Origin of the sequence: Actinokineospora sp. NBRC 105648 (genome assembly GCF_030269645.1) — a bacterium.
Lineage (GTDB): Bacteria > Actinomycetota > Actinomycetes > Mycobacteriales > Pseudonocardiaceae > Actinokineospora.
In genome coordinates this window covers 1-17,633 of the sequence record NZ_BSTR01000028.1, presented here as the reverse complement: position 1 = coordinate 17,633, position 17,633 = coordinate 1, and the positions used below count along the sequence as shown (strand labels likewise).

The window sequence follows — 17,633 nt, the reverse complement described above, 5'->3', positions numbered from 1 at the left end:
GCGATCAGCTCTCGGTCGGGGTCGCGCCCGCGCGACGGCGACGGGCGGCGATCAGGGCGATGGCGCCGAAGCCGACCAGCGCGGTACCCACCAGCAGTGCCAGCCCGATCGAGGCGCCGGTGCTGGCCAGGCCGCCACCGGTGCCGCTCGAGCCGCTGGTGCCCGAGCTGCCCTGCGGGGCCGGGTCGGTGGTGTCGGTGCCAGTGCCCGGGTCCGTGGTGCCGGTGCCCGAGGTGGTCGTGCTGGCGCCACCGGTGGTCGAGGTGGTGGACGTCGTGGACGTGGTCGGCGTGGTGGTCGACTGGTCCTGCTTGACGATCCACGCCGAGGCGGTGGTGAACTGCAGGTCGAGGGCGAAGTAGCCGACGCTGACCGAGTCGAACTGGACCACGCAGTTCAGGATGACGGTGTAGGTGCCGCCCGGGACGATGGCGGACTCGTCGTGGTCGTCGGCGATGTCCTGGAAGGTGAAGGTCTGCGACACCGAGAACGGGTCGGTGGTCGAGAAGCCGAACTCACCGACCGCGGTGGCCACGTAGCCGCCCGCCCAGTTGCCCGGGCCCTTGATCACCAGCTCGTAGCCGTCGGAGCCGGTCGGGCAGCCGCTCGGGGTCTTCCAGGTGGGGGCGTCGACGGCGAGGCCCTTCTGCTCGTCCTTGACCAGGATCAGCTTGCCGAGCCGCTGCGGGCCACTGGGCGTGGTCGTGGTGGTGCTGGTCGGCTGGACCGAGGTGCTCGACGAGGTGGGCGCGACCGTGGTCGACGACGTGGGCGACGAGCTCGACGACGGGGGCGTCGACGAACTGGTGGGCTTGGTCGTGGTCGATGAGCTGGTGGGCACGACCGTGGTGGTCGAGCTGGTCGGCACCGCGGTCGTCGTGGACGACGTCGTCGACGTCGGCTCGGCGGTCGTGGTCGTCGAGGTCGGCTCCACCGTGGTCGTGGTGGTCGTCGGCTCGACCGTGGTGGTCGTCGTGGTCGGTTCCGCCGTGGTGGTCGTGGTGGTGGGCTCGACCGTGGTGGTGGTCGTGGTCGGCGTGGTGGTCGTGGTCGTCGGCTCCACCGTGGTCGTGGTGGTCGTCGGCTTCGTGGTGGTGGTCGTCGTCGTGGTGGTCGACGTGGTGGTGGTCGTGGTCGGCTCGGCCGGGTCCTTGACCTGCCAGTCCTTGGCGGTGGTGAAGTAGATGGCCTTGGTGAAGGTGCCGCGCACCTCACCGGCGAACTGGTCGACGCAGGTGACCACCAGGGTGAACTTGCCCGGCTGGATGGTGGTGTTGTTGTCGACCGCGATGTCCTTGAAGGTCAGGCCCTGGGTCACCACGATCGGCGAGGTCAGCGAGAAGCCGACCTCCGACGGGGTCGCGCCGACCAGGCCGTTGGCGAACCCGCCCGGCCCGTAGACGTCGAGCTTGTAGGCGTCGGAGCCCTCCGCGCACCCGGCGGTGGTCGTGTAGCTCGGGGCGTCGGTGTCCAGGCCGGACTGCTTGCTGACCGAGAGCGACCCGAGCGTGGCGACCGGCGGCTCGGCGGAGCTGCTGCCCGCGACGACGATCACCGCCGCGGTCGCCGTGGTGAGGACCGCCGCGCCTGCCGCGATCAGTTGGCGCTTACGCATGAAACATTTCCTCCATTGTCGACAGCAGACGTGCAGAGCAGCGGCCGGGGTTCGGCGTCACTCGGTCTCGGTCTCGGGGGTGGCTTTGCCGCGCCTGCGCAACGCGACGGCGGCACCGGTGAGCAGCACGACGGCGGCCACACCGCCTGCCACGTAAAGGAAGGGGCCGTTGCTGCCGCCACCGGGCTCGGCGGCCGCGGGGGCCGCCATGTCGGTCGCGGGCTGCGGGGCGACCTGCCCTTCGGGCAGCGGCGCGCCGGACTCGGCCGGCGGCTGCTGGACCGGCGGCGCACCGGGCTCGGTGCTCTTGCCCAGGTCCGGCGGGATGATCGGGTCGGTGTTGCGCGGCGGGCCCTTGGCCGCGCCGACGGCGGCGTAGCGGGCCGGGCCGGTGAACTCGACCGACGCGGTGAACTCGCCGAACACCTGCTGGGAGAACGAGTCGATGCACCGCAGCGTGATGTCGTAGCGGCCCTGCAGGGTGGTCTTGTTCTCGTCGGCGTAGTCGCGGAAGGTGTTGGCGACCGGGACGACGAAACCCTTGTTGTGCGAGAGGAGCACGTCGGAGGTCGGCACGATCACGACGTCCTCGAGCCCGTGCCCGCGCATCGTGGCCAGGTACCCCGTTGTCCCTTGTGGACAGCCCTTCTCGGTGGTCAGCCGCACCGGCACCTGGTCGACACTCTCACCCGGGGTCACCAGCAGACCGCCGAGGCGGTCGGCCGACGCCGTGCCGGGCAGCACCAGAGTGCCTGCCAGCGCGAGGAAAGCGGCGAGGATCAGGCCAACTCGTTCATACCGTCGCATGTTCCACCTCCGGGAGCGGGTCGGGCTCGGTGGTCGTGGCGGCGCGCCGTCGGCGGCGCCTGCGCCAGAGCAGGAAGAGCACCAGGGCGACCACGAGGAGCAGGATGAGCAGCACCAGCCAGGGCACCGCGACGATCGTGACGCTCGCCTCGGCCACCTCGGCCTGCGGCTGCGGACCGGGCGCGGGCACCGGGTCGATGCGCACCAGGCCGTCCAGCCAGCCCGCGGGCAGCACCCCCGGGACCACGGTGGTCACCCGGAAGCTGTTGCCGGGCAGCAACTCCGGCAGGTCGGGCAGGTTGGGCGCGTCGGTGCCGGAGCCCCAGGGGGTCTCGACGGTCACCTTCTGCTTGCCACCCAACCGGACGTTGCCGACGTTGCGCACGGTGTAGGACACCGTGGTGTCCCCGGTGCCGAAGAACGTGCCGTCGTAGTCCGCGGTCAGCTCGTCGATCGACAGCTTCGGGACCAGGTCACCGGACACCCGCAGGTAGATCCGGGCACCCACCCGCTGCTCCACCGCGACGCGCTGGCCATCCGCGTTGGTGGCCTCGGTGACCAGCGCCGCGACGATGCCGCCGACGTGGTCACCGGGGGTGGCGTTCGCCGGGATGGTCACCGTGAACGGCACGATCGTGGTGGTGCGCCCCGGGATCCGCACCTCGGCCAGGTCCAGCTTGGCCCAGGTGCCCACGTCGACCGAGGCCTTGCCCTGGGCGAGCAGGTCGAACCCGCCCTCGGGGGTGTTGAACGCGTCGTTGGCGTAGAGCTTGAGGCCCAGCGGGTCGTTGGACACGTTGGAGACCGCGACGTAGTCCTTGACCACCGCGCCGGGGGTCGCGCTGTAGCTGAAGTTCGGGCGGTTGTCCGGCGCCTGCGCGGTGGCGGGCCGCACACCGAAGGTGGCGGGCCCGCTGGGGACGGCGGCGTGCGCGGGCACCGGGGCCAGCCCCAGGGCGAGCGCGGCCAGCAGGCCGGAGAGCACCGAACGGCGCCAGATCCGCTTCATCGGGATGTCCTTAGTAGAGGGTCACGGGCGTGGGGGCGGGCCGGGGTACCTGGCCCGACCCGCCCCCACTGGCTTATCCGACTGACTCAGTCGCCGAGGATCAGATGGCGGTGAGGGTCAGGCGCGCCGTGTAGGTGCCCGCCACGGTGGAGGTGGGCACGTTCAGGGCCAGGTCCGCGGAGAGGTTCTCGGTACCGTTGCCGCCCAGCGAGGCGGCGGTGGCCAGGACGCGGGCGGCGGCCAGGCCGAGCCCGTTGGGCGCGGTGGCACCCGGGGCGATGGCGTTGGCCGGGTTGACCGCGGCACCGACGGTGATGTTCTGGACCGCGGCCTTGTCGACCAGCTTGGGGGTCCAGCCCAGGTTCGCGCCGTTGATCGAGTTGGCGCCGTTGACGAAGTCGGTCACCTGGCCGGAGACGTTCCAGCCCGGGTTGCCCGCGCGGGTGTCGGTGACCTTGATGGTGTTGAGCGAGCCCGAGGTGGTCAGCAGCGAACCGTCGGCGGCCATGACCGGGGAGGGCAGGACCACGTTCTCGTTCGCGACGCTGATCAGGAGCTCACCGGCGAGCACGGTGGTGGTGATGTTCTCGCCCGCGGTGACGCCCGCGAACGCGGTGACGTCCAGCGCGACCGCGGCCGAGGTGGAGGTCACGTACGCGGCGGCGTTGGCCGGGATGAAGCGAGCGGTGAAGTTGTGCGCGCCCACCGCGAGGGTGGTCGTGCTCAGCGTCGCCGAACCGGCGGTCACGGCAACCGGGCTGCCCAGGTTGTTCGCGCCGTCGAGGAACTGCACGGTGCCCGCGGCGGCGGCCGGGTTGACCGTCGCGCTCAGGGTGACGGTGCTGTACTGCGCCGCCGTGCCGCTCGGGGTGACCGCGAGGGCGGTCGTGGTCGGGGTCGCGACCGGGGCGTTGACCTGGTAGGCCACGGCCGGGGAGGCCGAGTTGCCGATCAGGGCCGTCGCGCCGGTGAAGGCCGCGGACAGCGAGCGGTTGCCCGCCTGCAGGGCGGTGGTGCTCAGGGTCGCGACACCGTTGACCACGGTGACGGGGGAACCCACGTTGTTCGCGCCGTCCTTGAACTGCACGGTGCCCGTGGCGGTCGCCGGGGTCACGGTGGCGGTCAGGGTGACGTTCGCGCCCACCAGGACGGGGGCGTTGGGCGACACGGCGAGCGCGGTCGTGGTGTTGACCGGCTGGTTCGGGTCGTTGAGCTGCCACGCGGTGGCGGTGGTGAAGTAGACGTTGCGGGTGAAGGTGCCCTTGGTCTCCGCGGCGAACTGGTCGACGCAGTTGACCGCGATGGTGTAGGTGCCCGGGACGATCGTGGTCGAGTTGTCGACCGCGATGTCCTTGAAGGACAGACCCTGCACGACCGGGAAGCCGCCGCTGGTGGAGAAGTTCACGTCGGTGACGGGGGTACCCACCAGGCCGTTGGTGAAGGCGCCCGGGCCGTAGACGAACAGGCTGTAGCCGTCGGAGTCGGCCGAGCAGCCCGCCGAGGTGGTGAAGGTGGGGGCGTCGGTGTCGAGGCCGACCTGCTTGTTGGAGCTCAGGGTGCCCAGGTTGCCCACGGGCGGGGCGGCGGCCGCGAGGCCCGCGGCGCCGATGGTCGCCGCGGTGGCGGCGGCGAGCACGATGGCCCCGCCGACGAGCCTGCGGGTGAAGTTGTTTCCTCGCACTGTTGTGCAAACCTTTCGTGAAGTGGTCACGTGTGGACTAGCGGGGGTGGAGCTAGTGCGAGAGGTCACTGACCGCAGTTGGCGGCGATGCCGAAGCCGTAGCGGGTGATGACCGAGCCCTGCTGGCAGACCAGGGAGTTCTGGCCGACGAAGAGGCTCTTGTACGGCTCGACGTCCACCTTGTCGGCCGGGATGACGTTGTAGACGTCGCGCTTGAGCACCGAGGAGATGTTCAGGTTGGTCGGCTGGACGTTGTCGATCGTGCCCAGCACGGCCTTGCCCTGAGCGGCGGGCGCGTTGCCGTAGACCTGCGAGTTGTAGACCGCGATCGAGTAGGGCAGCAGGTTCTTGGTGTCGGTCAGGTAGGTGCCGACGTGCTCCTGGATGCCCTCGCCCGCGGCGTCCTTGTCGTTGACGCACGGGTAGGTGCCGCCGGGACCGAACAGGCCGGTCGAGTCGGTGGTGCCCGCCGGGAGGATGTTGCGGATGAAGAAGGTGCGGGTGCCGGAGCCGAACTGCGGCGCCAGCGGCTTGAACGCGGTGTTGGTGCAGGTGTAGATCGCGGTCAGCTGGGCCTTGGTGAGCTTCTTGGGCACCGAGCTGTCGCTGCGCACCGCGTAGGTGAGCGCGTCGACGGCGAACGGGATGAACTTCAGGTCCGGGTACGTCGCCGAGGCGTTCGAGGACGACCGGGCGAACTGCACGCAGTTGGTGCCCGCGGTGATGTCGTTCTTCAGCGTCGTGATGCCGGGGGTCGAGCCCTCGGGGCGGTTGAACGTGCAGGCCGGGTTGGCCACCGGGTCCTTGGTGGTGATCTGCGCGCTGCCGCGGGCGTCGTAGGAGCCCAGGACCTTCACGCCGTTGATGGTGATGGCGTCGGAGAGGCCGTTGACCACGGTCTGGGTGGTGTCCGAGCCGGTGCCGACGATCTCCCGGTAGGTGGGGGCGCCGGTCGGGTCCGCCTGGGCGGAGCCGGTGGACAGGCCCACGGCGGCCAGCGCGGCGGTGGCCACGAGGATCATACGCTGCTTCTTGCTCACTACCTGTATCCTTTTCTACGCAGTGGTGCGCGGACTGGTGTCCGAGCACGTCCCGGTCTGGCCGGTGGACTGGCGCCTGGCCGGGTGCACTACCACGCGAGTGGTTCGCCTGGTCTGTGGCGGGAGCTGCAACTCTCGTCACAGGCCGGTCGGCTGCATCACCCCTTCCTCCGCCGTGGTCGGCCCCCGCGCGCCGACGCGGCGTCGCAGTGGCCGTACACCTTGGTGTATCGCGGCGAAGTTTGCTTCCCCGACACCGGCGGGTGGCCGGTCGGCGAACAGGTCGTTGGCAACAGACTGTCCGCAGTGGACAGTCCAATGCGTACGGTCATCGACCGCTCACCCGCCGTCCGAGCTGGGTCAGCAGCGGCCCGCCCGCGGTGGCCAGACCACCGACGACCAGCAGCGCGGCCAGCAGGTAGCGCAGCAGCCAGCCGACCGGGGTCGACGGCGTGGTGCGCGCCTGCGCGACGTTCTGCGCCGGGCTGCTCGCCGCCGAGCTCTCCGGCGCGGCGGGCGCGGGCTGCGGCGCGGGACCCGCCGCCGGTGCCGTGTCGCCGGTGTTCACCGCGGCGTCGGCGGGCGCGGCCGGGGGTTCCGCCGCCGGGCCCGAGGTGCCCTCGACGGGCGCGGGCTCTACCGGCGGCTTGATGCCCGAGTCGCGCTCGATCGCGGTGGCCGCGGCGGTGGTCTGCTCCCGCATCTGCTGGGACAGCGGGACGTAGCCGACGGGCAGCTTGCCGACGCCCTCACCGGTGTCCTGGCCGGGGCCGACGGCGTAGCGCAGGAAGGTGCCGTAGTCCTTGCCCGCGTCCTTGGTCAGCATCGACGGCACCGTCGCGGCGTAGGTCACGCTGGCCAGCGGGTAGGCGTTGGCCCCCTTGGCCGCCGGGTTGGTCCGCTTCACCCCGGGGACGCCGGTGTCGGTCATCTCCGCCAGGCCCGCGCGCACGTTGTCGTCGGTGGGGGCGACGAAGTTGCCCGCGGCGTTGCGCAGCTTGGCCACCTGCAGGCCGTAGCGGGCCGCGGTCGCGGTGTCCACGATGGCCAACTGGGCCCGCCGCCCGATCACCGAGCGGCCGACCTTCTGGGTGCCGGGCCTGGTCAGGTCGTTCGGGTCGCGCAGGCCGTTGGGCTCGCGGCCCAGGCTGTCGCCGCGGTTGACCGCCCGGCCCGCCTCGTGCATGTCCGCGGCCAGCGGGCGCCGGGTCTGCGAGCACAGCTGGGCGATGATCTTGGGGTACTTGACGTCGACGCAGGACAGGTCGGCCTTGGGGAAGTTGTCGACCTGCAGGCTCAGCTCGAGGAACTTCTTGTTGACCTTCATGCCGTGGCCGTCCGGCGTGCCGGTGAGCCACTGCTTGGCCTCCTGGTCGGCCAGCACCCAGGACCAGAGCGCGCCGGTGGCGTCGGAGTCCACTGAGGACGCCAGGGCGTCGACGGTCTGCATCAGCCTGCCGTGCGTGCGGAAGTCCGGGTTCAGGTCGAGGAAGTCCTCGTCCTGGCTCAGCCGCGTCGGGTTGCCCTTGAGGTAGTCCTGCGCACCGGGCACGGCGTCCGAATAGGACTGGGTGAGCAGCTTGGCCACCAGCCGCGGGGTCAGCTTGAGCTCGGTCATCGGCTGGCCGTTGAGGGCGAGCACGTCGGCTGGGGCGTCGGTCGCGGGTTGGCGCTCCATGATGAACGCGACCGTGTACGCCGAGACGGCCACCGGGGCGTAGACGACCTTGCGGTCCGCGGGCAGCGTCGTGGCGTCCGCCGGGTTGTTCAGGAACACCATGCCCGGGTCCTCGGCCCCCAGCAGCTCGCGGGCCTGCCGGTCGGGCACCTGGACGAAGCCGAACACCGGACCGGTGCCCGCGCACAGCGTGGGCTGCCAGCGCAGCACGGCGTCGGAGACGAACTCGTGGCCGGAGAGCGCCCGCTCGGCCACGCCGAGCCTGCACGGCTCGCCCACCGGCTGGAAGTCCAGCCGCACCGAGATGTGGTTGCGCCAGTTGGACTCGCTCAGCGGCGAGGAGTCGAGGTAGTTGTGCAGGTAGCTGTCCGGCAGACCCGGGCTGACCACCTTGCCGTTGGTCTCCCGGTCACCCCGCGGCACGACCACCAGCCAGCAGTGCCGCGGCTTGCCGGTGTCCGGTCCGCTGGTGCGCACCTTCCCGCACTCGAGCGCGGGCGACTCGGCCAGCGTCTGCACCTCGAAGTCGATGTCGCCGGTGCCGTTCTGCTGGGTCGCGGCGACCTGCACCTCGTTGGTCAGGCTGGCGTCGTAGTAGAGCCCGTAGCCGGGTTCGGTCGCCTTCGTCGCCGGGCCGCTGACCGGGGTGAACGGCACGTAGGTCGGCACCTTGCGCTTGCCGCCGCCCGCGCTGTCGACCTGTTCCTCCGGCTGGGTCTCGGCCTTGTCCTGGATGTAGTCCTGGTAGAGCAGCTGGCGCGACCACAGGGCCAGCGAGTCGTAGTTGGCCAGCGGCGAGCCGTACACGCACTGGTCCTTGCGCGGACCGGTCGGGTCGTCGCCCCAGCACTGCATGACCTGCAGGAAGTTGCGGCTGCGGGTGGAGTCGGTCGGGGTGGCGCCCTTCCAGGACAGGTGGATCGTCTGGTTGATCAGGTCCCGGGTCTGGGACACGGTGACCTCCAGCGCGGCGAAGTCCCCCTTGCCCTTGACCGTCGTCGCGGACGCCGTGGGCGGCACCGCGACGGCGCGCGACGGCTCGGGCACCAGGGCCACCCCGGCGACGATCAGCGCCGCGGCCAGGACCAGCCGGAGGAGCCGGGCGGGTACCGCGGTCCGGCCGCTCATGCCTGGCTCCCCTTCGCTCGGATGATCTTGGCTACCAGCGGCGGTCCGACCACCAGGGCCAGCAGCAGCACGGAGGCGACGACGATCAGCAACGTGCCGTCGTTGGCGGGCAGGTCCACCGACACCGGTACCGCGGAGGCGGAATTGACCACGCCGTCGGTGCTTCCCTCCGCAGTGGTCCCCTCACCGCCCTCCGCGGTCTCACCGGCCGCGGCCGGGCCCGCGGCCGCGGGATCACCAGCCGCGGCGGGGCCCGCGGCGCCCGGAGTCGCCGCACCCGGCTTGGCCGCGCCGTTGGTCCCCGCGGTGGAGCCGGTGCCGGAGGTGCCCCCGGGACCCGCGCAGACGACCGGGCCGCCCTTGCGGTCGCAGTCCGGTGGCTGCGGCGCGGTCTTGGCCAGCGTGTTGGTGCCGTCGGTGGAGAAGGTGGGGTTGTTGCACTTGGCGATGTCGGTGGACTTCTTGGTCGAACCGGGGATCCGCGCGACCTGCTGCAGACCCGCCTGCACCAGGTTGATCGGCAGCGGCGAGAACCCGAGCCGGTCGGCCTGCTGCTGGCCCTCGCACAGGAAGTAGTAGGCGAAGTCGGAGAGCGTGCGGCCCTTCTGCTCGTTGAACTTCGCCGTCGGCGCGGTCGGCAGGATCATGTAGCTGTAGCTCGACATCGGGTAGGTGCGCGGGTCGGCGTCGGTGTAGACCTGGTTGAGGTCCTGGGTCAGGTCCGGGTTGATCTTCGCCTTGAGCAGCGCCACGGCGACCGCCTGGGCGGTCGGGGAGACGTAGTACCCCTTGGCGTTGAGCAGCTTGGCGACCGGGAAGCCCGCGTTCTTGGCGTAGGAGTACTCGACGTAGGTGATCGCGCCGTCGCTCTGGCCCTGCCGCACGTAGTTGGCCACGCCGATCGACTTCTCCTGGGCGATGATGCCCTGCATCGACGGGTAGCTGGAGGTGAACCCGCACGGCGTCGCGCGGTTGACCTTGCGGCAGAAGTCGTCCCAGATCCCGCCGTGCTGGGCGGCCATCCAGGCGGTGAACTGCGCGGTGCTGCCCGAGCCGTCACCGCGCACCACCGGGATGATCTGGCGGGCGGGCAGCTTGAGCGAGGGGTTGTCCGCGGCGATGGCCGGGTCGTTCCACATGGTGATGACCCGGGTGAAGATCTTGGTCACCACGTCGCCGGAGAGCCGCAGCGTGGTCACCCGCTTGCCGCCGATGTTCAGGTTGTACATCAGCGACGTGCCGCCCGCGACGATCGGCATGTAGGCGAAGTTGCCGTTCTCCGGCGGCAGGTCCCGCACGCCGCCGTCGACCAGGTTGTACGGGATCTCCGAGACCGCGAAGTCGACCTGGCCGGACTTGAACTGGTTGCGGCCGTCGGTGGAACCGGTGCCCGCGAACGAGATCCGGATGCCGAACTGCTGCACGTTCTTGCGCCACTGGTCGATCGCGTTGTAGCTCCAGGTCGACCCGGAGCCGCTGATCGGCACGTAGCTCTGCGCCGACGCCGCGGGCGCGAACCCGGTCACCACCGCGGTCAGCACGGTGAGCACCGCGAGCAGGCCCACCATCCGGCCGCGCGCGCGTACCTGCGGGGTCATGACTCTCCTCGTTGCGTTGGGGCGGTGAAACGAGCTCGGTCCCGGGTCGACGCCTTGGCCCGGCGGCGCAGCTGACCCGCGGAGAGGTTGCCCGGCTCACGGCCGCCGAGGAGCCGGGCGAGCACGAAGAGCACCAGCACCAGCGTCATCAGCACCGCGGCGGCGCCGAAGGCGCGGGTCTGCATGGTCTCCTCGGAGGAGGAGACCATCTGGTAGGTGGCCAGCGGGAGCGAGACCTGGGCGTCGGCGAAGGGGTTGAGGTTGAGGTACGGGGTGAACCCCGCCGCGATCAGCACCGGCGAGGTCTCGCCGACACCGCGCGCGGTCGCCAGCAGCACGCTGGTGGTGAGCCCGGAGCGGGCGGTGGGCAGCACCACGTGCCACACGGTGCGCAGCTGCCCGGTGCCCAGGGCCAGCGAGGCCTCGCGCAGCGAACTGGGCACCAGCCGGATCACCACGTCGGCGGCCCGGATCATGATCGGCAGCATCATCACGCTGATCGCGCAGCCCGCGGCGAAGCCGGAGCGCTCGACGCCGAGCAGCAGGATCAGCGAGGCGTAGATGAACAGACCCGCCACGATGGAGGGCAGCGCGGTCATCGCCTCGACCACGGTGCGCACCACCCGGGTGAACACGCCCTTGGTCTCGTTGAGGAAGGCCGCGGTGGTCAGTCCCAACGGGACGGTGATGACCAGCGCGATGCTGATCTGCTCCAGGGTGCCGACCATCGCGTGCAGGATGCCGCCGTACTCCAGCGGGTCCAGGGTGCCCGCCTCGGACATGTCGTCGGTGTAGAAGTTGGCGTAGCCCAGCACCTCCCAGCCCTTGACGACCGGGTAGACCACGATCACGACCAGGGCGCCGATCGCCACCACGGCGATGCTGTGCACGATGGCCGAGACCACCTTGTCCCGGACCGTGAGGCTGTTCTCCTCCAGCGAGACCAGCAGCGCGTAGAGCGCCAGGAACAGCGGGTAGGCGATCGCGATGAAGCCGACGACGCCGGAGAAGGGCGCGATCTGGGCGAAGAGCACCCCGGTGAGCGCGACCGCGGCGACCAGGGCGCCGAGCACCGCCACGACGTCGGTCCGCTTGATCGACCGGGTGTCGCGGCGCACCTCGACCGCGCGGGCCGGGCGGGCCGGGGCGGGCGGCGGGGTGACCGGCTGAACCCGCCCGACCAGCTCTTGCTCCACAATGGACATCAGGCGTCACTCCCCTGGCCGGACCGGCTGCGCGCGATCACCGCGGAGGCGGCGAAGTTGACCACCAGGGTCATCAGGAACAGCGCCAGGCCCGCGGCCATCAGCGCGCCCAGGCCGAACGGGCTGGCCGAGCCCCAGCGCTGCGCGATGAGCGCGGAGACCGAGCTGCCGCCCGCGCCCAGGATGTGCGGCTGGATCACGAAGATCGGCGAGATGATCATCGCCACCGCGATGGTCTCGCCCAGCGCGCGGCCCAGGCCGAGCATGGTGCCGCCGATCATGCCGCTGCGCCCGAAGGGCAGCACCACGCTGCGGATCACCCCCCAGCGGGTGGAACCGAGCGCGTAGGCGCCCTCGCGCTCGCCCTGCGGCGCCTGGGTGAACGACTCGCGCATCACCGAGCAGATGAACGGCATGATCATGAACCCGACCACCAGCCCCGCCCAGAACGTCGAGGTGGCGTAGACCCCGGTCGGCGAGAGCGGGTTGTCCGGATCGGCCTGCGGCACGTCCAGGAACGGGATCCAGCCGAACTGGATGGACAGCCAGCGCGGGATGTCGCTGCCCTGCCACTGCAGCAGCGTCGAGCCGAACAGTCCGTACACGACACTGGGCACCGCGGCCATCAGGTCGACCATGCTGGTGAGCACCCGCCGGACCCGGCGCGGGGCGTACTCGGAGATGTAGAGCGCCACCCCCAGCGCCAGCGGGAAGGCGACCACCAGGGCCACCGAGGCGATCAGCAGCGTGCCGACCAGCACCGCGGCGATCCCGAACCGGTGCGAGTCCGGCTCCCAGCTCTCGGTGGTGAAGAAGTCCAGGCCCGCGACCGAGAACGCGTCGAGGCCGCGGACGAACAGGAAGAGCCCGACGGTGCCCATCAGCGCCAGCACGGTCAGGCCCGCGCCGCGCAGCGTGGCGCGGAAGACCCGGTCGACGCCGCCGGAGAGGGCGACCCGCCTGCGCGGGGGATCGACGACCTCGGCGCGCCGGACGTCCTCGGGCGCGCTGGTCAACTGGGTCATCTGGGGGCGCTCCGAGTCGGGAGGGGCGATATCCGCGCAAGCAAAACCCGCGCAGCTGTCCGGGCCTGGATGCGGTCGTGAACAACAGACGAACGCAAGCGCTTTACCCGGCGTTGCTGGGCCGAATGGCCGCGCCGGGAATCGGCGGAAACGACCATCAGAAATGCACCACGCGCGGCAGGTCCGCGACCGTCGCGGTGGCCACGAGCCCGAGGAAACTGCGGCAGGCGTACTGCGCCTGGACTCGGCGGTGGTACTTGCGGCTGGACACCGCGAGGTCGGTCGAACCCAGCCGGACGCGCCACGACCACAGCTGCGAGGGGGTTTCCCTGGCGGTGGTCGCGGCGGTGTCGGTGAGCCGGGCACGCAGCTCCACCAGCGCCTTCGAGCAGTCGTCGAGGTCGTCGAAGAGGCAGGCGGCTTGGCCGAGGCTGCGGTTGTTCGCGGAGAGGAAGCGCCATGTCACACCCGAGTCGGTGGATCTGTAGATCTGGAAGCGGGCGACTGCCATCGGGTTTCTCCCATCAATCTGGTACACCCCGACGTGTTGACGAATCGTCTGGTTCGCGGGTGGACGGGAGAAAAAGGACGGGCAGCCGACAGGTTGCGATCATGCTCACAGCGAACGGCGGCAGACTTATTGTCACGGTATGGAAACCATCGGTAACGCTTTTACGGTTAAGGTCGACCATTGACGGTGGAAAATCACCACCGGGGGTCGGGTAAAAGATGTAAACCGATGCGCTGAGTGCCGATCACGTCACACAGGCGAACTAATCATCGCCCTTTTCGGGGGATCCCCGGTCCGCATTGCCGGAGAAGTACGCCAGCACCTCCGCGGCGAGTGGTTCGACCACCCGGGGCGCGCCACCGGCACGCAGCGAATCCGTTGCTGCACAGCCGGTGGCGACCGCCTGCCGGGCCGCCACCGGCGAGGTCAGCGTCGGCCCGCCGTCGCGGGCGAACCGGAGGAACTCGGCGACGATCGCCGGGTCCGCGCCACCGTGACCGCCCGCACTCGGTCCGATCCGGACGACGTGGTCGGGCTCCGGCGCGTAGGAGCGGTGCCTGCGGTCCCAGACGCGCACCTGCGCGCCCGGACCGTCGCCGAAGTTCTCCAGCCTGCCCGCGGTCCCGATGACGGTGTAGTTGCGCCAGTAGTCCGGTGTGTAGTGGCACTGCTGGTAGGTCGCGAAGGTGCCGTTGCCCAGCGCCATGGTGACCATGGACAGGTCCTCGACGTCGACCACCGGGTTGAGCCCGGTCTGCGCCAGCGGCGGCCAGGTGCCGTGGTCGTAGGTGTCCTTAGGGGCCGGTTCGGCCCGGCGGTCGGTGACCCGGCCGTAGACGGTGAGCCCGCCCATGGCGGTGACGGTGGTGGCGTAGCCGCCCGCGAGCCAGTGGATCACGTCCAGGTCGTGCGCGCCCTTCTGCAACAGCAGCCCGGTCGAGCGGCTGCGGTCGGCGTGCCAGTCGGTGAAGTAGTAGTCGCCGCCGTGGCCGACGAAGTGCCTGCACCACACCGCGGTCACCTCGCCGATGGCGCCCGCGGCGATCAGCTCGCGCATGGCCAGGACCACCGGCAGGTGCCGCATGTTGTGGCCGACGTAGACCCGCCCACCGGTGCGCGCGGCGGCCGCCAGGATCCGGTCGCAGCCCGCGACGGTGATCTCCAGCGGCTTCTCCACATAGGCCGCGCGCCCGGACTCCAGCACCGCGACCGCGTGCTCGGCGTGCAGGTGGTCGGGCGAGAGCACGAAGACCGCGTCGAGGTCGTCGGCCAGCAGCCGCTCGGCGGCGCGGTGGAGAGCGACACCCGGGCCGAAGCGCTCGGCGGCGACGGCCAGCCGCTCGGGCCGCGGGTCGCACACCGCGACCACCCGGGAACCCGCGCCCGGCCGGTGGGCGTGCTCGACCAGGCCCGCGCGCAGTCCGAACCCGATGACACCGATCCGCAGGTCCACCACTCGAACCTAGCCGAACCGGGCCGGAACCCGCTCAGTCCGAGCGGAGCATCCGTACCAACTCGACGGTCGGCAACCCGCACAGCTCGGCCAGCGACTCCAGCGCGCCCAGGTCGAGGTCACGGGTGGCGGCGGCGTGCCGGGCCACCTCGGTGGCCGCCCAGCGGCGGGCCGGGAAGAGCTCGGGCCGCTCGTCGAGGGCGAGGTCGGCGAGGTCGACCTTGAGCGAGGCCGGGTACTCCTCGTGGCTCACCTGGTCGTGCACGCGCTCGAGCAGATCGTGCGGGGACGCCTCGAGCGCGGTGCACAGCTGCACGAAGCGCACCACGGTGCAGGACCTGGTGCCGGTCTCGTAGGAGGCGAGCGCCTGCGCGGACAGCTCGTTGGGGAGCCGCTGGACGAGCTGCGCCCTCGTCCATTTGCGCCGGACCCGCAGCTGCTGCAGCTCCCGGCCCAGCGCGCGCTGGTATGCCACACCGTCCATGCCGTTCCCCCGTCCGAGTCCCGTGGCACTGTCACGCACAGTGCGCTGACCAGCACTTTCCCCGATTGTTGTCACGTTACGCACATTTGCTTTCACCGCACCCATCCCGTGCGGAAGGTGCCACTATCGAGTGAGACCGCAGTGGGTGAATCACACGCTCCGTAGAACTCCGGGCGCCGTCCGATTACCGGCCGGTAGGTCTGGACCGGGGGCCCGGTACGAGCAGATACTGCCTGAGCACCAGGCTCACGGCCCCCGCATCGAGGCCCGTCGCCCCCTCCTTCGACGGGGCGGGCGCCGAGCGAGTGCGCGCCCGGGGCCGGTGGTGCCGCACCGGCCCCGGGTTTCACCGCGACCGGGCGAGCAGTGCCACCACCGCGAGCGCCGCGGGCGCCACCGTCAGCAAGCCGGCCCAGGCGGGCATCGCCGTCGGGACCACACCCGCGTAGGCGCGGCGGTAGCGGATCGTTCCACACAGGACCAGGCCGACCGCGCACAGCAGGGCGAGGCCACCGCACACCAGACCGGTGGCATCGCGCGCGCCGTGCACCAGCAGCGCGCCGACGGCACCGGCCGCCAGCGCGGTCCGCGACCAGGCCAGCCGGGTCCGCTCGGTCTGCAGCCCCGGGTCGAGCAGCTGCGGGCCGAGCTGCCTCATCGGCCGATCAGCACCAGCACCAGGATCCCGACCGCGATCGCGGTGACACCGAAGGCCAGCAGCGGGATCTGCACCCCGCTGCGCAATGGGCGGCCGTGCCGGATCGCGTCCTGGGTCGAGCGCCACCGGTGGTGGCTCAGCGCCGCCAGCACGGTGCCCAGGGCGACCAGGCCGATGCCGATCGCCGAGCGCAGCGCGGGCAGGCCGAGGTCCGGGAGGTACTGCCAGACGGCGACACCACCCGCGACCAGGGCCAGGGCGGTGCGCACCCAGGCGAGGAAGGTCCGTTCGTTGGCGAGGGTGAACCGGTAGTCCGGCTCCCGCCCTGGTTGCTCTGCCATCGCTACGGGATCGTAGGCGACCACCACCCGGATGCCGACCACTCGCACTCCTGGTGACGCGTACATCACCCCACCAGGTAACCCGCTGCGCTCCAACGGCCGCTACCGGTGAATATCCCGCCGCGCGTACCGTCCCAGACGAGGTGTGCACCGTTCGGCCCATTCCCCTGTCTGGAGGCCGCTCGTGACTCGACCGAACCGAATCCCCGTTGTCCTGTTGGCCCTCACCTGCGCGGTGGCACTGACACCACCCGCCGCGGCCCAAGTGGTGTACAGCACGGCCGCGCTCGACCAACTAAAGTCCTCTTTGGATGATCAGGCCCGCAGCGTTCCCGACTCCGTGACCGGTTGGCACGTAGACGAAAACACCAACCGAGTGGTGGTGTCGGTACTGGACAACACCGGAGCCCGGTGGGCGAAGTCGTTCGGCCGAGGCGTGCGGGTCGAGCGGGTCCGGACCGCACCACGTCCACTGTGGAATGTGATCGGCGGGCAAGCCATCTACTTCAGCGGCGGAGGGCGGTGTTCGATCGGTTTCAACGCGCGCAACGCCGCCGGCACGCGTTACCTGATCACTGCCGGGCACTGCACCGAGGTCGTCACGAACGTGTCGGGTACCGGCGGCTCAGTGGGCCCGGTGGCCGGTTCCTCGTTCCCCGGCAACGATTTCGGGATCATCCGAGTGAGCTCGTCCGCGGTCTCCACGCCACTGGTGGACCGGTACTCGAGTGGTTCGGACGTGACCGTGGCGGGCTCGACGCCGGTGCCGGTGGGCGGGCGGATCTGCCGGTCCGGGTCCACGACGGGGTGGCGCTGCGGGAAGGTGTTGGGGGTGAACCAGACGGTCAACTACGGGGGTGGGGACGTGGTGACCGGACTGACCCGGACGAATGCCTGCGCGGAGCCTGGGGATTCCGGTGGGTCGTTCGTGAGCGATCCTGGGAGTGGGGATCGGGTGCAGGCTCAGGGGTTGACCTCGGGTGGGTCGGGGAACTGCACATCCGGCGGGATTGTCTATTTCCAGCCGATCGCTGAGGCGTTGAGCACTTATGGGCTGACTCTGTATACGGGGTGAGGTGTTGTGCACTGTCGCTCTGACTGGCGTCGGGGGTTGCCGTCTTCGTTGCTCGGGTCGTGATCGTGGGCGTCGGTCTGGGGGTTTTGCTGCCCTGCGTTGCCCGGGTAAGTGCGGGGGCTCGATCTAGTGAACTCGCTTCGTGTGGGGCCTTGACCTCAAGGGGTCGATGCGCCGGGTGTGGGATGATCTCGGTGAGCGAGTGATCGGAGATTATGTCTGTGGCGGGTCATGTGGTGTTGGGTTGTGAGGATCGGGAGACGATCTCGCGGGAGTTGGCGGCGCGGCGGTCGTTTCGGTTCATTGGGAAGGTGTTGGGTCGGCA

15 protein-coding genes are annotated in these 17,633 nt (G+C 70.6%); 1 reads left to right on the top strand and 14 read right to left on the bottom strand.

All coding sequences use genetic code 11. The features are described from left to right. Nucleotides 1-4: 4 nt before the first annotated feature. The 14 genes from QSK30_RS22735 to QSK30_RS22670 all read right to left on the bottom strand — a co-directional run bounded on the left by QSK30_RS22735 (nt 5) and on the right by QSK30_RS22670 (nt 16,233). Nucleotides 5-1,615: a hypothetical protein gene (locus tag QSK30_RS22735; RefSeq protein WP_285505631.1), complete on the bottom strand. Its 1,611-nt coding sequence runs from the start codon at nt 1,613-1,615 to the stop codon at nt 5-7. A 57-nt stretch (nt 1,616-1,672) separates the two neighbouring features. After that, nucleotides 1,673-2,422, bottom strand: a complete 750-nt coding sequence (locus QSK30_RS22730) for a hypothetical protein (RefSeq protein ID WP_285505630.1) — start codon at nt 2,420-2,422, stop codon at nt 1,673-1,675. Then, nucleotides 2,409-3,431: a WxL protein peptidoglycan domain-containing protein gene (locus tag QSK30_RS22725; protein WP_285505629.1), complete on the bottom strand. Its 1,023-nt coding sequence runs from the start codon at nt 3,429-3,431 to the stop codon at nt 2,409-2,411. Before QSK30_RS22725 ends, QSK30_RS22730 begins: the two co-directional genes overlap by 14 nt. A gap of 100 nt (nt 3,432-3,531) precedes the next feature. Next, a complete protein-coding gene (locus tag QSK30_RS22720) occupies nt 3,532-5,112 on the bottom strand; it encodes an Ig-like domain-containing protein (protein ID WP_285505627.1) in 1,581 nt (526 codons plus the stop codon). A 65-nt stretch (nt 5,113-5,177) separates the two neighbouring features. Next, nucleotides 5,178-6,152 carry a substrate-binding domain-containing protein gene (locus QSK30_RS22715; RefSeq protein WP_285505625.1) on the bottom strand — a complete coding sequence of 325 codons (975 nt, stop codon included), beginning with the start codon at nt 6,150-6,152 and terminating at the stop codon, nt 5,178-5,180. Between the two features lie 328 nt (nt 6,153-6,480). Further along, nucleotides 6,481-8,958 (bottom strand): hypothetical protein, encoded by a 2,478-nt coding sequence (locus QSK30_RS22710; RefSeq protein ID WP_285505623.1) that lies wholly within the window; start codon nt 8,956-8,958, stop codon nt 6,481-6,483. Further along, nucleotides 8,955-10,556, bottom strand: coding sequence for a phosphate ABC transporter substrate-binding protein PstS (locus QSK30_RS22705; RefSeq protein WP_285505622.1), 1,602 nt, complete (start codon nt 10,554-10,556; stop codon nt 8,955-8,957). The genes QSK30_RS22710 and QSK30_RS22705 overlap by 4 nt, the downstream gene beginning before the upstream one ends. Then, entirely contained in the window at nt 10,553-11,761 is a 1,209-nt protein-coding gene (gene pstA / locus QSK30_RS22700) for a phosphate ABC transporter permease PstA (protein ID WP_285505621.1), read from the bottom strand. Before pstA ends, QSK30_RS22705 begins: the two co-directional genes overlap by 4 nt. Beyond that, complete coding sequence (gene pstC / locus QSK30_RS22695; RefSeq protein WP_285505619.1) at nt 11,761-12,786, bottom strand: phosphate ABC transporter permease subunit PstC; 1,026 nt, start codon at nt 12,784-12,786, stop codon at nt 11,761-11,763. Before pstC ends, pstA begins: the two co-directional genes overlap by 1 nt. Before the next feature lie 157 nt (nt 12,787-12,943). After that, the gene (locus tag QSK30_RS22690) at nt 12,944-13,297 is read right to left on the bottom strand and encodes a hypothetical protein (protein WP_285505618.1); all 354 of its coding nucleotides are present in this window, start codon (nt 13,295-13,297) and stop codon (nt 12,944-12,946) included. Nucleotides 13,298-13,559: 262 nt separating this feature from the next. Continuing rightward, nucleotides 13,560-14,750, bottom strand: coding sequence for a Gfo/Idh/MocA family protein (locus QSK30_RS22685; protein ID WP_285505616.1), 1,191 nt, complete (start codon nt 14,748-14,750; stop codon nt 13,560-13,562). Nucleotides 14,751-14,784: 34 nt separating this feature from the next. After that, nucleotides 14,785-15,234: a helix-turn-helix domain-containing protein gene (locus QSK30_RS22680; protein WP_285505614.1), complete on the bottom strand. Its 450-nt coding sequence runs from the start codon at nt 15,232-15,234 to the stop codon at nt 14,785-14,787. A 346-nt stretch (nt 15,235-15,580) separates the two neighbouring features. Beyond that, entirely contained in the window at nt 15,581-15,892 is a 312-nt protein-coding gene (locus QSK30_RS22675; RefSeq protein WP_285505613.1) for a DUF202 domain-containing protein, read from the bottom strand. After that, nucleotides 15,889-16,233, bottom strand: coding sequence for a YidH family protein (locus QSK30_RS22670; RefSeq protein ID WP_285505612.1), 345 nt, complete (start codon nt 16,231-16,233; stop codon nt 15,889-15,891). Before QSK30_RS22670 ends, QSK30_RS22675 begins: the two co-directional genes overlap by 4 nt. Before the next feature lie 268 nt (nt 16,234-16,501). On the opposite strand from QSK30_RS22670, the gene QSK30_RS22665 reads away from it, so the two are divergent. After that, nucleotides 16,502-17,308 carry a S1 family peptidase gene (locus QSK30_RS22665; RefSeq protein ID WP_285505610.1) on the top strand — a complete coding sequence of 269 codons (807 nt, stop codon included), beginning with the start codon at nt 16,502-16,504 and terminating at the stop codon, nt 17,306-17,308. Nucleotides 17,309-17,633 lie beyond the last annotated feature (325 nt).